Below are 16,713 nucleotides of genomic sequence, written 5' to 3'. Positions count from 1 at the left end.
CCCCCACAGCGAGCCCCCCCCCCCCCCCCGCCCCGGGGGCGCCCCCCCCCCCCGGCGCCCCCCCCCCCCCCCCCCCCCCCCCCCCCCCCCGCTCACACCATCGAAAGGACGCCTCGTGACCGAGGATCGCAAGACACCGCTGCACGACGAGCACGTCGCGCTGGGCGCGACGCTCACCGGGTTCGGCGGCTGGCTGATGCCCCTGCGCTACACCTCCGACCTGGCCGAGCACCGCGCCGTGCGGTCGGCGGCCGGCCTGTTCGACCTGTCCCACATGGGCGAGATCCACCTGACCGGGCCGCAGGCCGGGGCCGCGCTCGACCGCGCGCTCGTCGGCAGGGCGAGCGCGATCGGGGTGGGCCGCGCACGCTACTCGATGATCTGCGCGCCCGACGGCGCCGTCCTGGACGACCTCATCGTCTATCGCCTCGCCGACGAGCACTTCCTCGTGGTCGCGAACGCGGGCAACGCCGTGCGGGTGTCGGCCGCGCTGATCGAGCGGGCCGAGGGCTTCGACGCCGTCGTGGACGACCGGTCGGACGCGACGGCACTCATCGCCGTCCAGGGCCCGCGCGCGGAGGACGTCCTGGCCTCGCTCACTGCGCCCGACGACGTCGGGACGGTCCGAGCGATGAAGTACTACGCGTGGGCGTCGGCCACCGTCACCGGCATCGAGGCGCTCGTCGCCCGCACCGGGTACACGGGCGAGGACGGCTTCGAGCTGTTCGTCCCGGCGGAGCGTGCGGTCGAGCTGTGGCGCGCCCTGCTCGCGGCGGGTCAGGACGACGGTCTGGTGCCCGCCGGCCTGTCCGCGCGCGACTCCCTGCGCCTCGAGGCGGGGATGCCGCTGTACGGGCACGAGCTCGACGAGACGACGACGCCGTTCGAGGCCGGGCTGGGCCGGGTGGTCAAGCTCGACAAGACCGCGGACGACGGCGCCCCGCTGCCGTTCGTGGGGCGCGAGGCGCTCGAGGCGCGCGCGCACAGCGCCCCGGCGCGCGTGCTCGTCGGGCTGCGCGGCGAGGGCCGCCGCCCGGCGCGTGCCGGGCACGACGTCGTCCGGCGCGGCCTGGAGGGCGGCGTCGGCGCTGTCGTCGGCGCCGTCACGTCGGGTCTGCCGTCGCCGACGCTCGGGTACCCGGTCGCGATGGCGTACGTGACCCCGGAGGTGTCCGCGCCGGGCACCGAGCTCGCCGTGGACGTGCGCGGCCGGGCCGAGCCGTTCGTCGTCGTCGACCTCCCCTTCTACCAGCGCGCGTAGCACAATCGCCCCAGCGACCCCTGTCCCGGAACGAATCAAGGAGCACCCCGATGGCCGACTTCCCCGCCGCCCTGCACTACTCCGCCGAGCACGAGTGGGTGGACGACGCGTCGCCCGCCACGGTCGGCGTGACCTCCGTCGCCGCCGACGCTCTCGGCGACGTCGTCTACCTCGAGCTCCCGGAGGTGGGCGCGACGATCGAGGCCGGCTCCGTCGTCGGCGAGATCGAGTCCACGAAGTCGGTGTCCGAGCTCTACTCCCCGGTGAGCGGCACGGTGGTCGAGGTGAACGACGCGGCGGTCGAGGACCCGGCGCTGGTGAACTCGGACCCGTTCGGTGCCGGCTGGCTGTTCAAGGTCGACGTGACGTCCCGCGGGGCGCTGCTGTCGGCCGAGGAGTACGCCGCCGAGGCAGGCTGACGACGGATCCGAAGGTCGTGACCATATTGTGACCTTCTTGCCCGGGTGACCGTTGTGTCGCCCGGGCAACTTTTTGACCTGGGGCGGGAGTGATTTGAGCGCTTTCCCCAGTGCTCAATCGTTCACAGGACTCTGAGGTTTCCTGGAGGAAATGTTCGACAGTGGCGTCATGAATCGAGGTTTCGGCACTCCACATCCATGACGGCTTCCCCAGGTCGACCGAAGGTCGGCAGCCGTCACCGGAGGAACCGACGATGAGCACCATCGAACTTGAACCCATGACCGCGACGTTCCCGAGCCTGTCGCTCACGCGCCGGGAGCGGGTGATCCTGTCCAACCTGTCCGAGGACGTCACCCTCGAGCAGATCGCGACGAAGCTGTTCGTCACGCGCAACACCGTGAAGTCCCAGGTGCGCAGCGTGTACCGCAAGCTGGGCGTGTCCAGCCGCGCCGAGGCCGTCGCGTGGGCACAGCGGGCGGGAATGCGGGCCAGCTGATCGCGCACGGGAGAGCCCTGTGGTGGTGTCGGGGGGGCGCTACCGCAGGGCTCTGGCGTGTCCGGATGAAAGAATCGCGGCATGAGCTCCCGCCGCCTGGTCGTGGCCGCCGCGCTGGTCGATGACCTCGAGCGCCCGACGCGCCTGCTCGCCGCGCGCCGCAGCCGCCCGGTGCGGATCGCCGGTCGGTGGGAGTTCCCGGGCGGCAAGGTCGACCCGGGCGAGTCGGCCACCGAGGCCTTGCACCGCGAGCTGCACGAGGAGCTCGGCGTGCGCGTCTACCTCGGCGACGAGCTCGTCGGGCCGGACGACGGCTCGTGGATCATCACCGACCGGCACGTCATGCGGCTGTGGCGCGCGGTCGTCGTCCACGGGGACCCACAGCCGCTCGTGGAGCACGACGAGCTCCGCTGGCTCGGCGCCGACACGCTGCACGACGTCGACTGGCTCGACGGCGACGTCCGGATCGTGCGGGCGCTGGCGGCGTCGTTCAGCGCGAGCTGAGGTCCGCCTGCTCGGCGAGCTCCGTGACCCAGCGGTCCACCTCGCGCCGGCTCCGCAGCCGCACGACCCGCACGTGGGGCGCCTGCGCGGCGAGGTACTCGTCCAGGCCGCGGTTCTTGTACCTGGTCTTCCATGCCCACCGCAGGATGTGGTCGTCGGCGGTGAGCACCGTCCACAGCGGCGGCTCGATGTTCCCGTTCCACAGCTCGACGCGCCGCCACCGGCGGTACAGCGTGCGGCACAGCACCTGCCACAGCACCACCGGTACCGGCAGGTCGAGCCACACCAGCACCTCCGCGCGCTCGAGGAGGAGCGGGCGCACCACCGCGTACTGCCACTCGCTCACCCAGGCCTCCTGCGCGGCGACCGCCCGCACGTCCTCCTCGAACTCCGGCCGCGGCGTCCAGCCCGGCCCGTGGAACAGCGAGTCCAGCTCGGTGTACGGCAGACCGAGGACGGCGGAGACCCGCCCCGCGAGCGTCGTCTTGCCCGCACCGGAGGTTCCTGCGACGAGGATGCGTTGGGGGAGCGGCGGCACCGGCCGATCCTAGGCGGCCGAGCCCGGTGGGGCGGCTCGCGCCCGGCGCGCGGTGTTGGTGGACTGAGCCGCATGACCGTGACGTCCGGCTTCGAGCTGCGCACCGACCTGCTGACCCGGGTGTCGCACGCCCACGACGCGTCCCACTACCTGCTCCGGCCGGACGTCGTGGTGCGCGCGCACGACGTCGCGGGGGTCGTCGCGGCGATGCGCGAGGCCCGGCGCCGCGGCCTGCCGGTGACGTTCCGCTCCGGCGGCACGAGCCTGTCGGGGCAGGCGTCGGGTGCGGGGATGCTCCTGGACACGCGCACGCGCTTCACGCGCGTCGACGTGCTCGACGGCGGTGCGCGCGTGCGCTGCGAACCGGGCGCCACGCTCCGGCTCGTCAACGCGCACCTGCTGCGCCACGGCCGCCGCCTGGGGCCGGACCCGGCGAGCGAGATCGCCTGCACGGTCGGGGGAGTGGTGGCGAACAACTCGAGCGGGATGTCCGCCGGCACCACGCGCACGGCCTACCGCACGGTGGAGTCGATGACGGTCGTGCTGCCGAGCGGCACCGTCGTCGACACCGGGGCGCCTGACGCCGACGCGCGGCTGGCCGCCGTCGAGCCCGCGCTGCACCGCGGACTGGCCGCCCTGCGCGACCGGGTGCGGGGTGACGTCACGATGCGCGCCGAGGTCGAGCGGCAGTTCGCGATGAAGAACACCATGGGCTACTCCCTCAACGCCCTGCTCGACCACGACGCGCCCGTGAAGATCCTCGAGCACCTCCTGGTGGGTTCGGAGGGCACCCTGGGCTGGGTCGCCGACGTGACCTTCCGGACCGTCCCGCTGCTGGCGCACGCCGGGACGACGCTGCTGGTCTTCGACGCGCTGGAGCGCGCCACCGACGCCCTGGTGCCCCTGGCCGGCACGGGCGCGGAGGCGGTCGAGCTCATGGACGCCGCGTCCCTGCGCGTCGCGGCGGCCGACCCGAAGGCGGACCCGTCGATGCGGGCCCTCGCGCGGGGCGCCGGGATCGAGGGCCAGACGGCGCTGCTGGTGGAGTACCGCGCTGCCACCGCCGAGGAGCTCTGCCCCCGGCTCGACGCCGCCCGCGCCGTCGTCGACGGGCTGCGGCTCGAGCTGCCGGCCGCCCTCACCACCGACCCCGCGACGCGCGAACGTCTGTGGCGCGTGCGCAAGGGCCTGTACACGGCGGTGGCCGGCACACGGCCGGCGGGCGCGACGGCCCTGCTGGAGGACGTCGTCGTGCCCGTCGCCGACCTCACCGCGACCGTGCGCGACCTGGGCGCCCTGTTCGCCCGGCACGGCTACGACGGCGGGCGGGGCACCGAGGCCGTGACGTTCGGCCACGCCAAGGACGGCAACCTGCACTTCATGATCACGCCCCGCCTGGGCGAGGCTGCGGAGCTGGACCGGTACGCGGCGTTCAGCGACGACCTCGTCGACCTCGTCCTGGGCCGCGGAGGCTCGCTCAAGGCCGAGCACGGCACCGGCCGCATCATGGCACCGTTCGTGCGCCGCCAGTTCGGGGACGACCTGTACACCGTCCTGCGCGAGATCAAGCGGCTGTGCGACCCCGACGGCCTGCTCAGCCCGGGGGTGGTCCTCACGGACGACCCGCGCGCGCACCTGCGCGACCTCAAGGTCGAGGCCTCCGCGGGAGGCGCCGACGCACCGCTCGTGGACCGGTGCGTCGAGTGCGGGTACTGCGAGCCGGGCTGCCCGTCGCGCACGGTGACGACGACGCCGCGCCAGCGGATCGTGCTGCTCAAGGAGCTGGCGGTGGCCGCGCCGGCCGAGCGCGCGGAGCTCGAGCGCGCCTACCGGTACTGGGGCGAGCAGACGTGCGCCGCCGACTCGATGTGCGTCGAGGCCTGCCCCGTGGGCATCGACACCGGGGTCGCGATGAAGGGCCACCGGGCCCGGGCGAACCCGCCGGCCGTCCAGCGCGGGGGAGCGGCCCTCGCCGGGGCGTGGGAGCCCGCGGTGGCCGCCCTGCGCGGGGTGCTCGGCGTCGCGCAGGCCGTGCCCGCCCCCCTCGTGCGCGTCGCGTCCGAGGTGGCGCGCGGGGTGGTGGGCACCGACGTCGTCCCGCGGGCCGACGACGACCTGCCCGGCCCAGGCCCGCGCCGTCGCCAGGAAGGGACGGCGGGGGAGCCGCGGGCGGTGCTGTTCGCCTCCTGCACGGGCGAGCTGTTCGCGCCGTCGGACGGCGCGCCCGGGGCGGAGGCCGCGCTGCGTGCCCTGTGCGAGCGGGCGGGCATCGGGCTGGTCGTGCCGCCCGGGATCGGCGGGCTGTGCTGCGGCACGCCGTGGGCGAGCAAGGGGCTGCCCGACGGCGCGGCCCGGATGGCGCGCAGGGTCGCGGACGCCCTGTGGACGGCGACGCGCGGCGGCGAGCTGCCGGTCGTGGGCGACGCGTCGAGCTGCACGCACGGCCTCGCCGCGGCCGCGGAGCACCTGGGGGCCGCGGACCGGGAGCGGTTCGCGCGCCTGCGGATCGTCGACGCCGTGACCTTCGTGCGCACCGACGTGCTGCCGGCGCTCGCGGACCGGGGGGTCGGCGTCGCGCGGACCGGGAGCGTCGTCGTGCACCCGACGTGCGCCACCGTGCACCTGGGCGCGGTCGACGACCTGCGCGCGGTGGCCGCCGCCGTCGCGGACGACGTCGAGGTGCCGCTCGCGTGGGGCTGTTGCGGGTTCGCCGGGGACCGCGGGATGCTGCACCCCGAGCTCACGGCCGCCGCGACCGACGCGGAGGCTGCGGAGGTCGCGGCCGGCGAGCGCCGTCGCCCGGGCGGCCGGTTCGACGCCTACGTCTCCAGCAACCGCACGTGCGAGATGGGCATGACCCGTGCAACCAGCAGAGACTATGTGCACGTGCTGGAGCTGCTGGAGGCCGCGACGCGGCCCGGCCCGGCCGGACCGACCCAGGAAGGGATGTGACGGCGCTCGTGCTCGCCGAGATCTCGCTGCTCGAGCTGCCCGATCTCCCCGAGCTCCCTGAGCTGTCGGTGGCCGGGGTGAGCGAGGCGACCCGGTGGCTCGACCTCACCGGCGTGCTGGGCTGCGCGATCCTGGGCGGCGCCGTCGCCCGGAAGATGAACCTGGACCTGGTGGGCTACCTCATCGTCGGGATCATCTCCGGCCTGGGCGGCGGCATCCTGCGCGACGTCCTGCTGCAGAACGGCCCGCCCGTCGCGTTCACCGACTACGCCTACCTGCCGACGGCGGCCGCCGGCTCGCTGCTCGCGTTCCTCGTGAACTTCTCCGAGGAGGCGTGGAACCGGATCTTCGTGGTCATGGACGCGGCGGTCATCGGGCTCTGGTCGGTCACCGGCGTGCAGAAGACGTTCGAGGCGGGGCTGGGCTGGCTGCCGGCGATCATCCTGGGCACCGTCACCGCGGTGGGCGGCGGCACGACGCGCGACATCATCCTGCGGCGCATCCCCGCCATCTTCGGCGGGAACGGCCTGTACGCGTCCGTGGCGGCGGCGTCGTCGACCGTCATGGTCGTCTGCGCGGTGCTGGGGCGGCCGGTCGCGGGCATCGTCGGCGGGATCCTGCTGTCCCTGGCGCTGCGGCTGCTCGCCGTCCGGTACGGGTGGGGGTTGCCGAACGGGCTGGGCTGGCAGCCGCACTCGCGCCTGGCGAGCGTCTGGCGCGACAAGCGCCCCAAGCTGCGCTCTGCGAGCGAGGAGGCGGGCGGGCGTCGCCGCGGGCCGCGGCTGCGCGCGTCGCACCGGATCCGCACCCGGCCCCGCAAGAACGCCGGCGACACCACGGGGAGCGCGCCGTGAGCCGCCTCGCTGCCAGGGCGCCGAAGGGAGCGCCGCGGGTGCCGGGGGCGCCGCCGGCGGTGACGCAGGGCGGTGCTACGGCCGCACCGGCCGTACGACCAGCGCCGCGCCACCACCGCGCCGGCGCGGCTCGGAGACGGCGGTGAGCAGTCCGTCGTCGCCGATCTGGACGGCGGTGGCGGCGCCGATCTCGGCGGCGCTGGTGAACGCGTCGCCCGCGGGCACGAGCCGGTGTCCCAGCGCTTCCAGACCCGGCCCGTAGGCCGCGATGAACTCCGGCTCGGCGGTGACGGACGCGGTGTTGCGCTGCGCGGCGCGGGGTGCGGCGAGGGCGTCCGCGATCTGCATGCCGCGGTCCAGGTGGTTCGTCAGGGTCTGCAGCACGGTGGTGATGATCGTGGATCCACCGGGGGAGCCGAGTGCGAGCACGGGCTCGCCGCCGCGCAGCACGATGGTGGGCGACATCGAGGACCGCGGCCGCTTTCCGGGGGCGATGCGGTTCGGGTCGTCGGCACGCCAGACGGTCGAGAAGTCCGTGAGCTCGTTGTTGAGCAGGAATCCACGGTCCGGCACGACCATGCCCGACCCGCCCGTCTGCTCGATCGTCAGCGTGTACTCGACGACGTTGCCGCGCTTGTCCACGACGGTGAGGTTCGTCGTCGAGACGTTCTCGGTGTCCGCGTCGACCGGCGCGATCGTCTCGCCGCACTGCCCGGAGCTCGCGTTCACGTCGCCGGGCGGCACGGGCTTGGCGGCGGCCGCCGCCGGGTCCACGAGGCATGCGCGCTCGGCGGCGAAGCCGTCGGACAGCAGCGTGTCGAGCGGCACGTCGACGAACGCCGGGTCGCCCAGGTACGCGCCGCGGTCGGCGAACGCGAGGGCGCTCGCCTCCAGGTAGTGGTGCAGGTAGTCGGTGTCGGACATGCCGGCGAGGTCGAACGTCTCCAGGATGTTCAGCGCCTCGCCGACGGTCGACCCGCCGCTCGACGACGGCGCCATGCCGTACACGTCGAAGTCGCGGTAGTCGGAGTGCGTCGCGTCCTGGAGGATCGTCTCGTAGCCGGCCAGGTCCTCGAGCTCCAGGTAGCCCGCGGGGACGGGCAGGTCGGTGTCCGGGTCGGTCACTGGGTCCTGCACGACGTCGACCATCTCGCGGGCCAGGCGTCCGCCGTAGAAGGCGTCCGTGCCGTGCCGCCCGAGCATCGTGTAGGTGCGCGCCAGGTCGGGGTTGCGGAACCGGGTGCCGACCCGCGGCGCCTCGCCGCGGGGCAGGAACAGCTCGGCCGTGTCGGGAAAGGCCGCGAACCGTTCGGCGTTGTCCGCCGTCTGGTCGTGGAAGGTCTGGTCGACGACGAACCCGCGCCGGGCGAGCCTCGTCGCGGGCGCGAGCGCCTTGCGCAACGAGTAGGTGCCCCACTCGTCGAGGGCCGTCTCCCACGTCGCGGGCGTGCCCGGCGTCCCGACGGCGACGCCGCTCGTCACGAGCTCGGGCGTGAACGGGTACGGCTCCCCCGTGGCGGGGTCGATGAACGCGTCGCGCGGCATCGCGGCGGGCGCCGTCTCGCGCCCGTCGACGGTGTGGACCTCACCGCTGCGCGCGTCGTAGTACACGAAGTACCCGCCGCCGCCCAGCCCGGCGCTGTACGGCTCGGTGACGCCGAGCGCGGCGGCTGCCGCCACCGCGGCGTCCACGGCGTTGCCGCCGCGCCGCAGCACGTCCAGGCCGATCCGGCTCGCGTCCGGGTCGACGGTGCTGATCGCCCCGCCGTAGCCGACGGCGGTCGGGACCTTGTCGGCCCACGGCGGCCGGGGGTGGGCGCTCGCGCTGGTGGCGGCCGTGCCCGCGACGGCACCGGTGGCCGTCAGGGCGAGGGCGGCCAGGACGGCGGCGGAGCGGCGCGCACGGGAACGGCGGTGGTCCATGGCTCTCTCCTGGTGGGGGGTGGAGGTGGCGCAGGCGCGGTGCCTCAGCCACCACACTGGCGGACATCGCCGCGGGTCGCGCGTCGAAACGGCGCGGTGCGGAGCGCCTGTCGTCACCGCCGGGCGCGCAGGGGCAAGAAGTTCCCCTAGAGGTTGCATTCATGAAAGTTCCTGGCAACCTTGGCGCGGGAGGGTGTGACCGAAGCGCACCACCCGGCCGATCGAGCGGACGACCCCGACGAGCCGAGCACCTCCGCCGGCCCGGCGGGCCACGAGCACCGCCGGGCCGGTGGGGCCCACCGCGCGGAGGCCGTTGGCGACGCCCGCCGTCCGCGGCCTATCCTCGGACCATGAGCGACTTCCAGGTCAACCCGCGCACCAAGTCCGAGCCCTCGGGCATCGTCTTCGGTCGTTTCCTCTTGGCGTTCGTCCTTTTCGTCGCGGGCCTGGTCCTCATCGGGTCCGGCAGCTCCGGCGGCAACGAGACCCTCGACCCGTACCTCTTCGTCGGCGGCCTCGTCGCGATCGGCCTCGCCTTCGGCCTGCCGATGATCGGCGCCCACGAGCGCGGCTGAGGCTCGCGCCGAGGTCTTCTCGAGCAGATCGCGTCTCGGCAGGTCATTGCACGTTCTTGACGCTATGTTGGGCGCGGCGGCGGCATCGTTGACGATGTCGTGAGGCAACTACGCCCCGCCCTGTGCGAGATCGAGGTGACCTGTGGGTGCGTTCACGTTCCTGCTCGGCGGTGCCGCCGCGGCCCTGAGCTTCGCCCTGCTCCGCGCCGGCGGGGGCTGGACGACGGCTGGCCGCGCCGCCGTCCTGTTCCTCGCCGGGTACGGCGTGTTCCGGGGCGACACCATCGGACCCTGGTACTTCCCCGTCCTCGTCGGCGCGATGGTCGCGTTCGTGCTCGACGCCGGCTATGACCTCTGGCGTGACGCGCGCCGCAGGACGTCGTCCGCCTGAGCGCCTCTGCCGCCCCGCGCGCCCGCCCGTCCGTCCGCCCTCCTGCCCGCCCGTCGAACAAGTGGTTGCTCGGGGACTGCCGAGGTCCGTCCCGGAGCAACCACCCGTCCGGCACCGAGGGAGCGCATGTCCGGCGTCAGGTGGTGCTGCGCACCTCGTCGAGGAACCGGCGTGAACGCCGGCGCAGGCTCGCGACGCGACGCTCGACGATCAGGGCGCGCACGCCGTCGTCGTCGGAGCCCGCCTCGGCCAGCGTCGGACGACGGCGCACGTTGCGCGAGCACCGGAAGTCGCTGCAGACCAGCGTCCCGAGGGTGTCGCCCTTGCGGCCCGCGGCGCCGCCGCGCCGTGCGACGTAGAGCTGGACGTCGCGCGTCTCGACGACGTCCTCGCACCAGGCGCACATGACGGCGCGGCGCGGGCCGGTGCGCTCGGCGGCGCGCAGCAGCATGCCGACCGGGACGTCGTCGACCCACATGACGACGTACGCGGACAGAGGCTGCTTGCGGTCGCGCCAGCCCAGGTAGTCGAGCCGGTCCCAGCCCAGGGTGTCCAGGTCGGGGAGGATCATCCGCTGCCGCTCGCTGCGGGTGGCGTTGACGAGGCTGTCGCGGATCTGCTTGTCGGTCAGGGGGGACATGGGTGTCCTTCGGTCGCGAGGGGTGCTGTGGGCATGACGAAGCCCCGCACCGTGCGACCTGCCGACGGAACCTGGCTGTGAGGTCGGTCCGCGTCAGAGCGCGACGGCGCCGGGGCGCGCGGGATTGCCCGAGCAGGCCTGGTGGCCCACCCCGCTCCCTGCGGCGATGCCGTGCATCCGTCGCTCCTCGATCCTGGCGAAAGTGGGTGGTCCGCTCGCGCCCGAGGCGCGACCGGCCCGTCCAGGGTGGCACGGGCCGGTCGCTTCGAGCAACGAGAATTCCGTCACCCCGGGCGAAGGTCAGAGGGTCGCGCGGACCTCCCGGGCGGCGGCGACGAGGTGCGTCAGCGCCGGCTCGATCTCGGCGTACCGACGCGTCTTGAGACCGCAGTCGGGGTTCACCCACACCAGCGCCGGGTCGATCGACTTCACCGCGAGCTGCAACAGCTCGGTGACCTCCGCCGCCGACGGCACGCGGGGCGAGTGGATGTCGTACACCCCCGGCCCGATGCCGCGCGAGTAGCCGGCGTCGCGCAGCTCGGGCACGACCTCCATCCGCGACCGGGCGGCCTCGACCGAGGTGACGTCGGCGTCGAGGCCGTCGATCGCGCCGATGACCTCGCCGAACTCGGAGTAGCACAGGTGCGTGTGGACCTGCGTGGCGGCGTCGACGCCCGACGTCGCGAGCCGGAACGACCCGACGGACCAGCGCAGGTACTCGTCCTGGTCCGCGCGTCGCAGGGGCAGCAGCTCGCGCAGGGCGGGCTCGTCCACCTGCACCACGGCGATGCCCGCGGCCTCGAGGTCGGCGATCTCGTCGCGCAGGGCGAGGCCGACCTGGTTGGCGGTGTCGCCGAGGGGCTGGTCGTCGCGCACGAACGACCACGCCAGGATGGTCACCGGGCCGGTGAGCATCCCCTTGACCGGCTTGTCCGTGCGCGACGCCGTGTACGCGGACCACTCGACGGTGATGGGCGCCGGGCGCTGCACGTCGCCCCACAGGATCGGCGGGCGCACGCAGCGCGACCCGTACGACTGCACCCAGCCGTTCGCGGTGACGGCGAAGCCGTCGAGGTGCTCGGCGAAGTACTGCACCATGTCGTTGCGCTCGGGCTCGCCGTGCACGAGGACGTCGAGGCCGAGGGCGGTCTGCAGCTCGACCACGCGGTCGATCTCCGCGCGCATCGCGGCCGTGTAGTCGGCATCGGCCAGCTCCCCCCGGGTCCACGCCGCGCGGGCCCGGCGGATCTCGGGGGTCTGGGGGAACGACCCGATGGTCGTCGTGGGCAGCGGGGGCAGACCGAGCCGTGCGGCCTGGGCGGCAGCGCGCTCGGCGTACGGTCCGCGGGCGAAGTCGGCGTCCGTCAGCGCCGCCGCGCGCTCCCGCACCGCGGGCACGACGACGCCCGCCGCCGTCACGCGCGACGCCACGGCCTGCGACGACGCCGTGAGCTCGGCCGCGACGGCGTCCCGCCCCTGCGTGACCGCACGGGCGAGCACCGTCACCTCGCCCACCTTCTGGTCGGCGAACGCCAGCCACTCGCGCAGGCGGGGGTCGAGGGTAGTGCCGCCGGTCCGCCCGGGGGCGGCGTCGGCGAACACCTCGTCGTCGACGTCGTGGGGCACGTGCAGCAGCGACGTCGACGTGCCGACGGCGACGGCGCCCGCGCCGAGCGGGCGCAGCGCGTCGACGACGTCGAGCCTGGCGGTGAGGTCGGAGCGCCAGACGTTGTGCCCGTCGACGACCCCCGCGACCAGGGTCTTGGTCGCCAGGCCCGGCACGGGACCGGTCGCCGGGACCGAGCCCTTGACCAGGTCGACGGCGATCGCCTCGACGTCGGTGGCGGCGAGCAGGGCGAGGCCGTCGGGTTCGAGCCCGCCGAACGGCGCCGCGACGAGGATCGCCGGGCGCTCGCCCGCCTCGTCGTCGGTGGCCGCTGCGAGACCGCTGGCCAGCGTGCGGTACGCGGCGTTGACCGCGGCGTGCAGGCGGTCGGCGGGCACGTCGAGCGAGTCGGTGACCAGCGCGGGCTCGTCGAGCTGCACCCACGGCGCGCCCACGGCCGCCAGCGCGCGCAGCAGGTCGGCGTACGCGGCGACGACGTCGTCGAGGCGGTCGAGCGGGTGGAAGCCCTCGCCCGCGTCGTCGGCGGCCTTCGACAGCGCGAGGAACGTGACGGGGCCTACGAGCACGGGCCGCGTGGTCACGCCCGCCTCCTTGGCCTCCGCGTACTCGCGCACCACGCGGTGGTCGGCGAACGAGATCGGCGTGGACTCGCTGATCTCCGGGACGAGGTAGTGGTAGTTGGTGTCGAACCACTTGGTCATCTCGAGCGGCGCGTCCTCGCCGCGCCCACGGGCCACGGTGAAGTAGCCCTCGGGCTCGAGCGAGCCGTCGTCCGGGTCGATCAGGTCGCGGAACCGTGCCGGTACGGCGCCCAGCGTGGCGACGACGTCGAGCACCTGGTCGTAGTACGAGAACGAGCCGGGCACGGAGCCGTCGTCGGGGTCCAGGCCGAGCGCGACGAGGCGGCGGACGGTGTCACGGCGCAGGGTGCCGGCCGCGATCTCGAGGTCGACGGCGTCGGTGCGGCCGGCCCAGAAGGACTCGACGGCCTTCTTCAGCTCGCGGCGGCGCCCGATGCGCGGGTAGCCGAGGATCGTGCCGCCGGGGAATGCCGGGCGGGCGGTGGTGGTGGGGTCGGTGGTCATGAGCACTCCTGGGTGGGCGGTGTCGTCGTCCGGGTACGCCGAGCACGGGATCGCGATCGCCATGAACACCTCAGAGCGAACGGGAGCCCGTGTCCGGCAGTCGGGTCAGACGACGGGGGCCTTTGTCGGGATGCCCGGTACCAGCGGCCTTCTGGCCAGGTCGACGTCGTCCAGCGGGCTGCCGGACGGCACGTGACCGCCGAGGTGAACACCCTCGAGCAGGTCCAGAGCGGGTCGGTACTTGTTGAACGTGTACACGTGGATGCCGGGGGCACCGGCATCGAGCACGCGTTGGGCGAGCTCGATGCCGCGCGCGGTCCCGTAGGCGTGCTGTGCCTCCGGGTCCCCGGCGGCGTCGAGGGCGTCCAGCAGGTGCTGGGGCGCCCGGACGCCGGTGAGCTCCTCGACGCGACGAAGCCGGCGAGGCTCGGTCGTGGGCAGCTGCCCCGCGAGGATCGGGATCGTCACGCCGGCCGCGCGGGCCTCGGCGACGAAGTCGGTGTACGAGTCGGCCTCGTAGAAGAGCTGTGTGATGGCGAACCCGGCCCCGGCCTGCTGCTTCTCCAGCAGGCGCCGGACCTCCTGGCCGCGGGTGGTCCCCGCCTGGACGTTGCCGTCGACGAACGTCGCGACGGCGATCGTCATCGGGCGGGCCGCGCCGCGCAGGGCGGCGCCGGGGTCGGCGGCGCACCGCCGTGCCTCGACCTCGCGGAGCAGCTGCACCAGCTCGATGGAGCTGTGCACGCCGTCGCCGGGCGGGCGCCAGTCCGGCTGGTCCTTCGGCGGGTCGCCGCGCAGCGCGAGGAAGGCGCGCGTGCCCGCGTCGAGGAAGTCGTCGATGACGGCGCTCACGTCCTCGCGCGACGCCCCCACGCAGGTCAGGTGGGCGACGGGGAGCACCGGGGTGCCTTCCAGCAGCCGCGCGACGACCTGCCGGGCCGTGGCGCGGTCGCTGCCGCCGGCCCCGTACGTCACGGAGACGAAGTCGGGGTGGGTGGCGACGAGCCGACGCGCCGTCTCCCAGAACTTGGGGGCGGCGTCGGGGTGGCGCGGCGGCATGAGCTCGAACGAGACCGTCGGGCGTGCCGGCAGCACCGGGGTGGGCGAAAGGGATGCCTCTGCGACCATGCGTCACTCCATCGATCCTGGCGTGAGCACCTTCGTCCTCGGGAGGCTTCCGTCGGAGAACGGGTTGCTGCGGCGTCGTCGAGCCAGGACTCTCGGCCGCTCTGGATGGCTTGGACCCCGATCGTAAGCAATGTCCGTGATACGGGCCAATATTGTTCCGCCCGCTGAGACAGTGAGGTCTGAACGCGCCTTCGGGCGTCTGAACACTGTGCACCGCGGCGCTCGTCGTCGCACCCGGCGGTGCGGATCAGGGCACCAGCACGACCTTGCCGCCCGGGTGCCCGGCCTCGACGAGCTCGTGGGCGCGCGACGCCTCGGTCAGGGGCAGCACCGCGGCGACGGACGTCGAGAGCCGGCCCTGGGCGAGCGCGTCGACCGCCTCGGCGAGGTCGCCGGCGTCGCGCTCGGACCGGTAGCTGGCTGCGACGCCGAGCTCGCCGGCGGCGTCGTCCGCGATGGTGACGATCCGGTCGGTACCGCCGCGCAGCTCGATCGAGTCGGGCAGCACGCCCGCCCCGGTTGCGTCGAGGACGGCGTCCACGCCGTCGGGGGCGAGGGCCCGCACGCGCGCGACGAGGCCGGCGCCGTAGGGCGTCGGGGTCGCGCCGAGGGCGGCGACCCGGTCCTGGTTCCGTGCCGACGCCGTCCCGACGACGCGCGCGCCGCGCCGCACGGCGAGCTGGGTCGCCAGCGCGCCCACGGATCCCGACGCCCCGTGCACGAGGAGCGTCTCGCCAGGCCGCACGGCCAGGAGCCGCAGCACCCGGGTGGCCGTCTCCGCCGCGACGGGGAGCGTCACGGCATCAGTCGCGGCCAGGCCCTCCGGGAGCACGGCCCAGACCGACACGAGCGCGTGCTCGGCGTACCCACCGGTGGCCGCGAAGCCCACCACGCGGTCGCCCGGGCCGACGCCGGTCACACCCTCGCCCAGCGCGTCGACGACGCCCGCCACCTCCAGCCCCGGCACGACGGCGGACGACGGCGCGGGGGCGTCGGAGCCGGACCCGCCGCGGACCTTCGTGTCCCAGACGTTGACCGCCGCAGCCTCCACCCGGACGCGAACCTGGCCCGGGCGCGGCTCGGGCACCGGCACGTCGGCCGGGTGCAGCACCTGCGGGCCGCCGAACGTCTCGAACACCATCGCCAGCATGTCGGCCCCCTTGTCTTCGTGCTTGTCTTCGCGTGCGAGCTCTCAGCGAAGCGCCGCGAGCACGGAACCGAACCCGGCTCGGGACGTCACGACGCGGACTCCGCCAAGGTGCTGAACCCTGCCACCGGGGAGTCGACGGTCCAGCGTCCGCCGCGGTCTGCCGCGGACGCTGACAGGGGGTGGCCCAGGACCAGCAGGTCCGGTACGGCCGGGACAGCAGCACCCGGACCCGCGAAAAAGGCGTCCCAATCGACGTCTGCGGTCTTCCCTCGGCGGTCGACGACCAGACCTCTGACGCTCATGGCGGAAGGGGACTCGAGCACCTCCTGTGCCGCCCTGATCACGGCGTCGACGTCGTCGGGCTCCAAGCCGTCCAGGTAGCAGGTCACGCTCGTGAACCCCTCTCCGGCGTTCTCGCCGGCACAGTGCCGTCGCGTGGTGACGATCATGTCGTCCGATCCGGAGAACCACGACTGGAAGGTCACGGTGACGACCTCGGAGAGAAGCCGCAGGAACTCATCGCGGTCGACGAGATGACGGTCCCCTTCCAGGTCGAGAACTGCCACCCGACCGTCGGTGCCGGACGCAGTCAGGCGGGCACCCGTCCCCATGACCCAGTCGGTGATCCGCGTGCCGTCCGCGGTGGACACGTAGAGCGTGAGGAAGCCATCTGACATGCGCTACTCCTTGGGGAAGGTGAAGACGTTGTCGACGCCGAGCTTTCGACCGGCCTGGTCGATGGCGCTCGTGGGAGTGCCGTCCTCGAGGTAGTACATGGCGCGCACGCCGTCCCGGTCGGCTGCGGCCTTGCTGACGTTCAGAGCGTGGCCGAACTTGGCCGGGTCCTTTGCCTTGGCGGGCCCGCCGACGAAGATGTACTCCCCGTTTGGCCCGATGACGTCGATCCCGGTCGACCCCACACCGTCGACCTTGAGCTTGATGTCCTGACCGTCAGGGCCCTTGGCCACCTTGCCACCGACGATCTTGGCGACCCGCTCCTCGCGCGCAAGGCCCACCGAGTTGGCCGCCTTGCCGTGTCCGCCGGCGTTGTGGACCAGGACGGCGGTGTCGCCGGCCAGGACGTAGTAGTCGTGGTGGGTGGCGACGTGGATGTTGTAGACCGTGACGGGGTCGTTCGGGTCGCGGTGCTCGACCTCGATCCGGTCGAG

At 73.9% G+C, this 16,713-nt stretch carries 16 protein-coding genes and 1 riboswitch; of the genes, 8 read left to right on the top strand and 8 right to left on the bottom strand.

The features are described from left to right. Nucleotides 1-115: 115 nt before the first annotated feature. The 4 genes from gcvT (at nucleotide 116) to LEP48_RS12045 (ending at nucleotide 2,681) form a co-directional block, all read left to right on the top strand. On the top strand, nucleotides 116-1,261 hold the full coding sequence (gcvT, locus tag LEP48_RS12060) for a glycine cleavage system aminomethyltransferase GcvT (protein ID WP_225565848.1): 1,146 nt from the start codon (nucleotides 116-118) through the stop codon (nucleotides 1,259-1,261). Nucleotides 1,262-1,311: 50 nt separating this feature from the next. Next, complete coding sequence (gcvH, locus tag LEP48_RS12055) at nucleotides 1,312-1,680, top strand: glycine cleavage system protein GcvH (protein ID WP_225565847.1); 369 nt, start codon at nucleotides 1,312-1,314, stop codon at nucleotides 1,678-1,680. Nucleotides 1,681-1,934: 254 nt separating this feature from the next. Beyond that, nucleotides 1,935-2,177, top strand: coding sequence for a helix-turn-helix domain-containing protein (locus LEP48_RS12050; RefSeq protein ID WP_225565846.1), 243 nt, complete (start codon nucleotides 1,935-1,937; stop codon nucleotides 2,175-2,177). Nucleotides 2,178-2,258: 81 nt separating this feature from the next. After that, nucleotides 2,259-2,681: a (deoxy)nucleoside triphosphate pyrophosphohydrolase gene (locus LEP48_RS12045; RefSeq protein WP_225565845.1), complete on the top strand. Its 423-nt coding sequence runs from the start codon at nucleotides 2,259-2,261 to the stop codon at nucleotides 2,679-2,681. Here LEP48_RS12045 and LEP48_RS12040 read toward each other — a convergent pair. Next, a complete protein-coding gene (locus LEP48_RS12040) occupies nucleotides 2,668-3,219 on the bottom strand; it encodes an AAA family ATPase (RefSeq protein WP_225565844.1) in 552 nt (183 codons plus the stop codon). The two genes, LEP48_RS12045 and LEP48_RS12040, sit on opposite strands and share 14 nt — an antisense overlap. Before the next feature lie 72 nt (nucleotides 3,220-3,291). On the opposite strand from LEP48_RS12040, the gene LEP48_RS12035 reads away from it, so the two are divergent. Then, entirely contained in the window at nucleotides 3,292-6,171 is a 2,880-nt protein-coding gene (locus LEP48_RS12035) for an FAD-binding and (Fe-S)-binding domain-containing protein (protein ID WP_225565843.1), read from the top strand. Then, entirely contained in the window at nucleotides 6,168-7,025 is an 858-nt protein-coding gene (locus LEP48_RS12030; protein ID WP_225565842.1) for a trimeric intracellular cation channel family protein, read from the top strand. The genes LEP48_RS12035 and LEP48_RS12030 overlap by 4 nt, the downstream gene beginning before the upstream one ends. Before the next feature lie 75 nt (nucleotides 7,026-7,100). Here LEP48_RS12030 and ggt read toward each other — a convergent pair whose 3' ends face one another. Further along, a complete protein-coding gene (ggt, locus tag LEP48_RS12025; protein WP_225565841.1) occupies nucleotides 7,101-8,948 on the bottom strand; it encodes a gamma-glutamyltransferase in 1,848 nt (615 codons plus the stop codon). 350 nt (nucleotides 8,949-9,298) lie between these two features. On the opposite strand from ggt, the gene LEP48_RS12020 reads away from it, so the two are divergent. Both LEP48_RS12020 and LEP48_RS12015 read left to right on the top strand, forming a co-directional pair. Continuing rightward, the gene (locus LEP48_RS12020; protein WP_225565840.1) at nucleotides 9,299-9,523 is read left to right on the top strand and encodes a hypothetical protein; all 225 of its coding nucleotides are present in this window, start codon (nucleotides 9,299-9,301) and stop codon (nucleotides 9,521-9,523) included. A 142-nt stretch (nucleotides 9,524-9,665) separates the two neighbouring features. Next, on the top strand, nucleotides 9,666-9,914 hold the full coding sequence (locus tag LEP48_RS12015; RefSeq protein WP_225565839.1) for a hypothetical protein: 249 nt from the start codon (nucleotides 9,666-9,668) through the stop codon (nucleotides 9,912-9,914). A gap of 136 nt (nucleotides 9,915-10,050) precedes the next feature. Here the strand turns inward: LEP48_RS12015 and LEP48_RS12010 are convergent, their stop codons facing one another. From LEP48_RS12010 to LEP48_RS11985, 6 genes are all read right to left on the bottom strand, one after another. Next, entirely contained in the window at nucleotides 10,051-10,554 is a 504-nt protein-coding gene (locus LEP48_RS12010; protein ID WP_225565838.1) for an FBP domain-containing protein, read from the bottom strand. Nucleotides 10,555-10,854: 300 nt separating this feature from the next. Next, nucleotides 10,855-13,266: a 5-methyltetrahydropteroyltriglutamate--homocysteine S-methyltransferase gene (gene metE / locus LEP48_RS12005; RefSeq protein ID WP_225566005.1), complete on the bottom strand. Its 2,412-nt coding sequence runs from the start codon at nucleotides 13,264-13,266 to the stop codon at nucleotides 10,855-10,857. A 105-nt stretch (nucleotides 13,267-13,371) separates the two neighbouring features. After that, nucleotides 13,372-14,394 (bottom strand): methylenetetrahydrofolate reductase, encoded by a 1,023-nt coding sequence (locus tag LEP48_RS12000; protein ID WP_225565837.1) that lies wholly within the window; start codon nucleotides 14,392-14,394, stop codon nucleotides 13,372-13,374. A gap of 5 nt (nucleotides 14,395-14,399) precedes the next feature. Next, nucleotides 14,400-14,506: riboswitch (SAM riboswitch) on the bottom strand. Nucleotides 14,507-14,641: 135 nt separating this feature from the next. Then, the gene (locus LEP48_RS11995; protein ID WP_225565836.1) at nucleotides 14,642-15,544 is read right to left on the bottom strand and encodes an NADP-dependent oxidoreductase; all 903 of its coding nucleotides are present in this window, start codon (nucleotides 15,542-15,544) and stop codon (nucleotides 14,642-14,644) included. A gap of 86 nt (nucleotides 15,545-15,630) precedes the next feature. After that, nucleotides 15,631-16,221, bottom strand: coding sequence for a hypothetical protein (locus LEP48_RS11990; protein ID WP_225565835.1), 591 nt, complete (start codon nucleotides 16,219-16,221; stop codon nucleotides 15,631-15,633). Between the two features lie 3 nt (nucleotides 16,222-16,224). Beyond that, nucleotides 16,225-16,713, bottom strand: a 489-nt coding sequence (locus tag LEP48_RS11985) for a hypothetical protein (RefSeq protein ID WP_225565834.1), incomplete at its 5' end; no start/stop codon positions are given.

The organism is Isoptericola luteus, assembly GCF_020297055.1.
Lineage (GTDB): Bacteria > Actinomycetota > Actinomycetes > Actinomycetales > Cellulomonadaceae > Isoptericola > Isoptericola luteus.
This window is presented reverse-complemented; position numbering and strand designations above follow the sequence as displayed.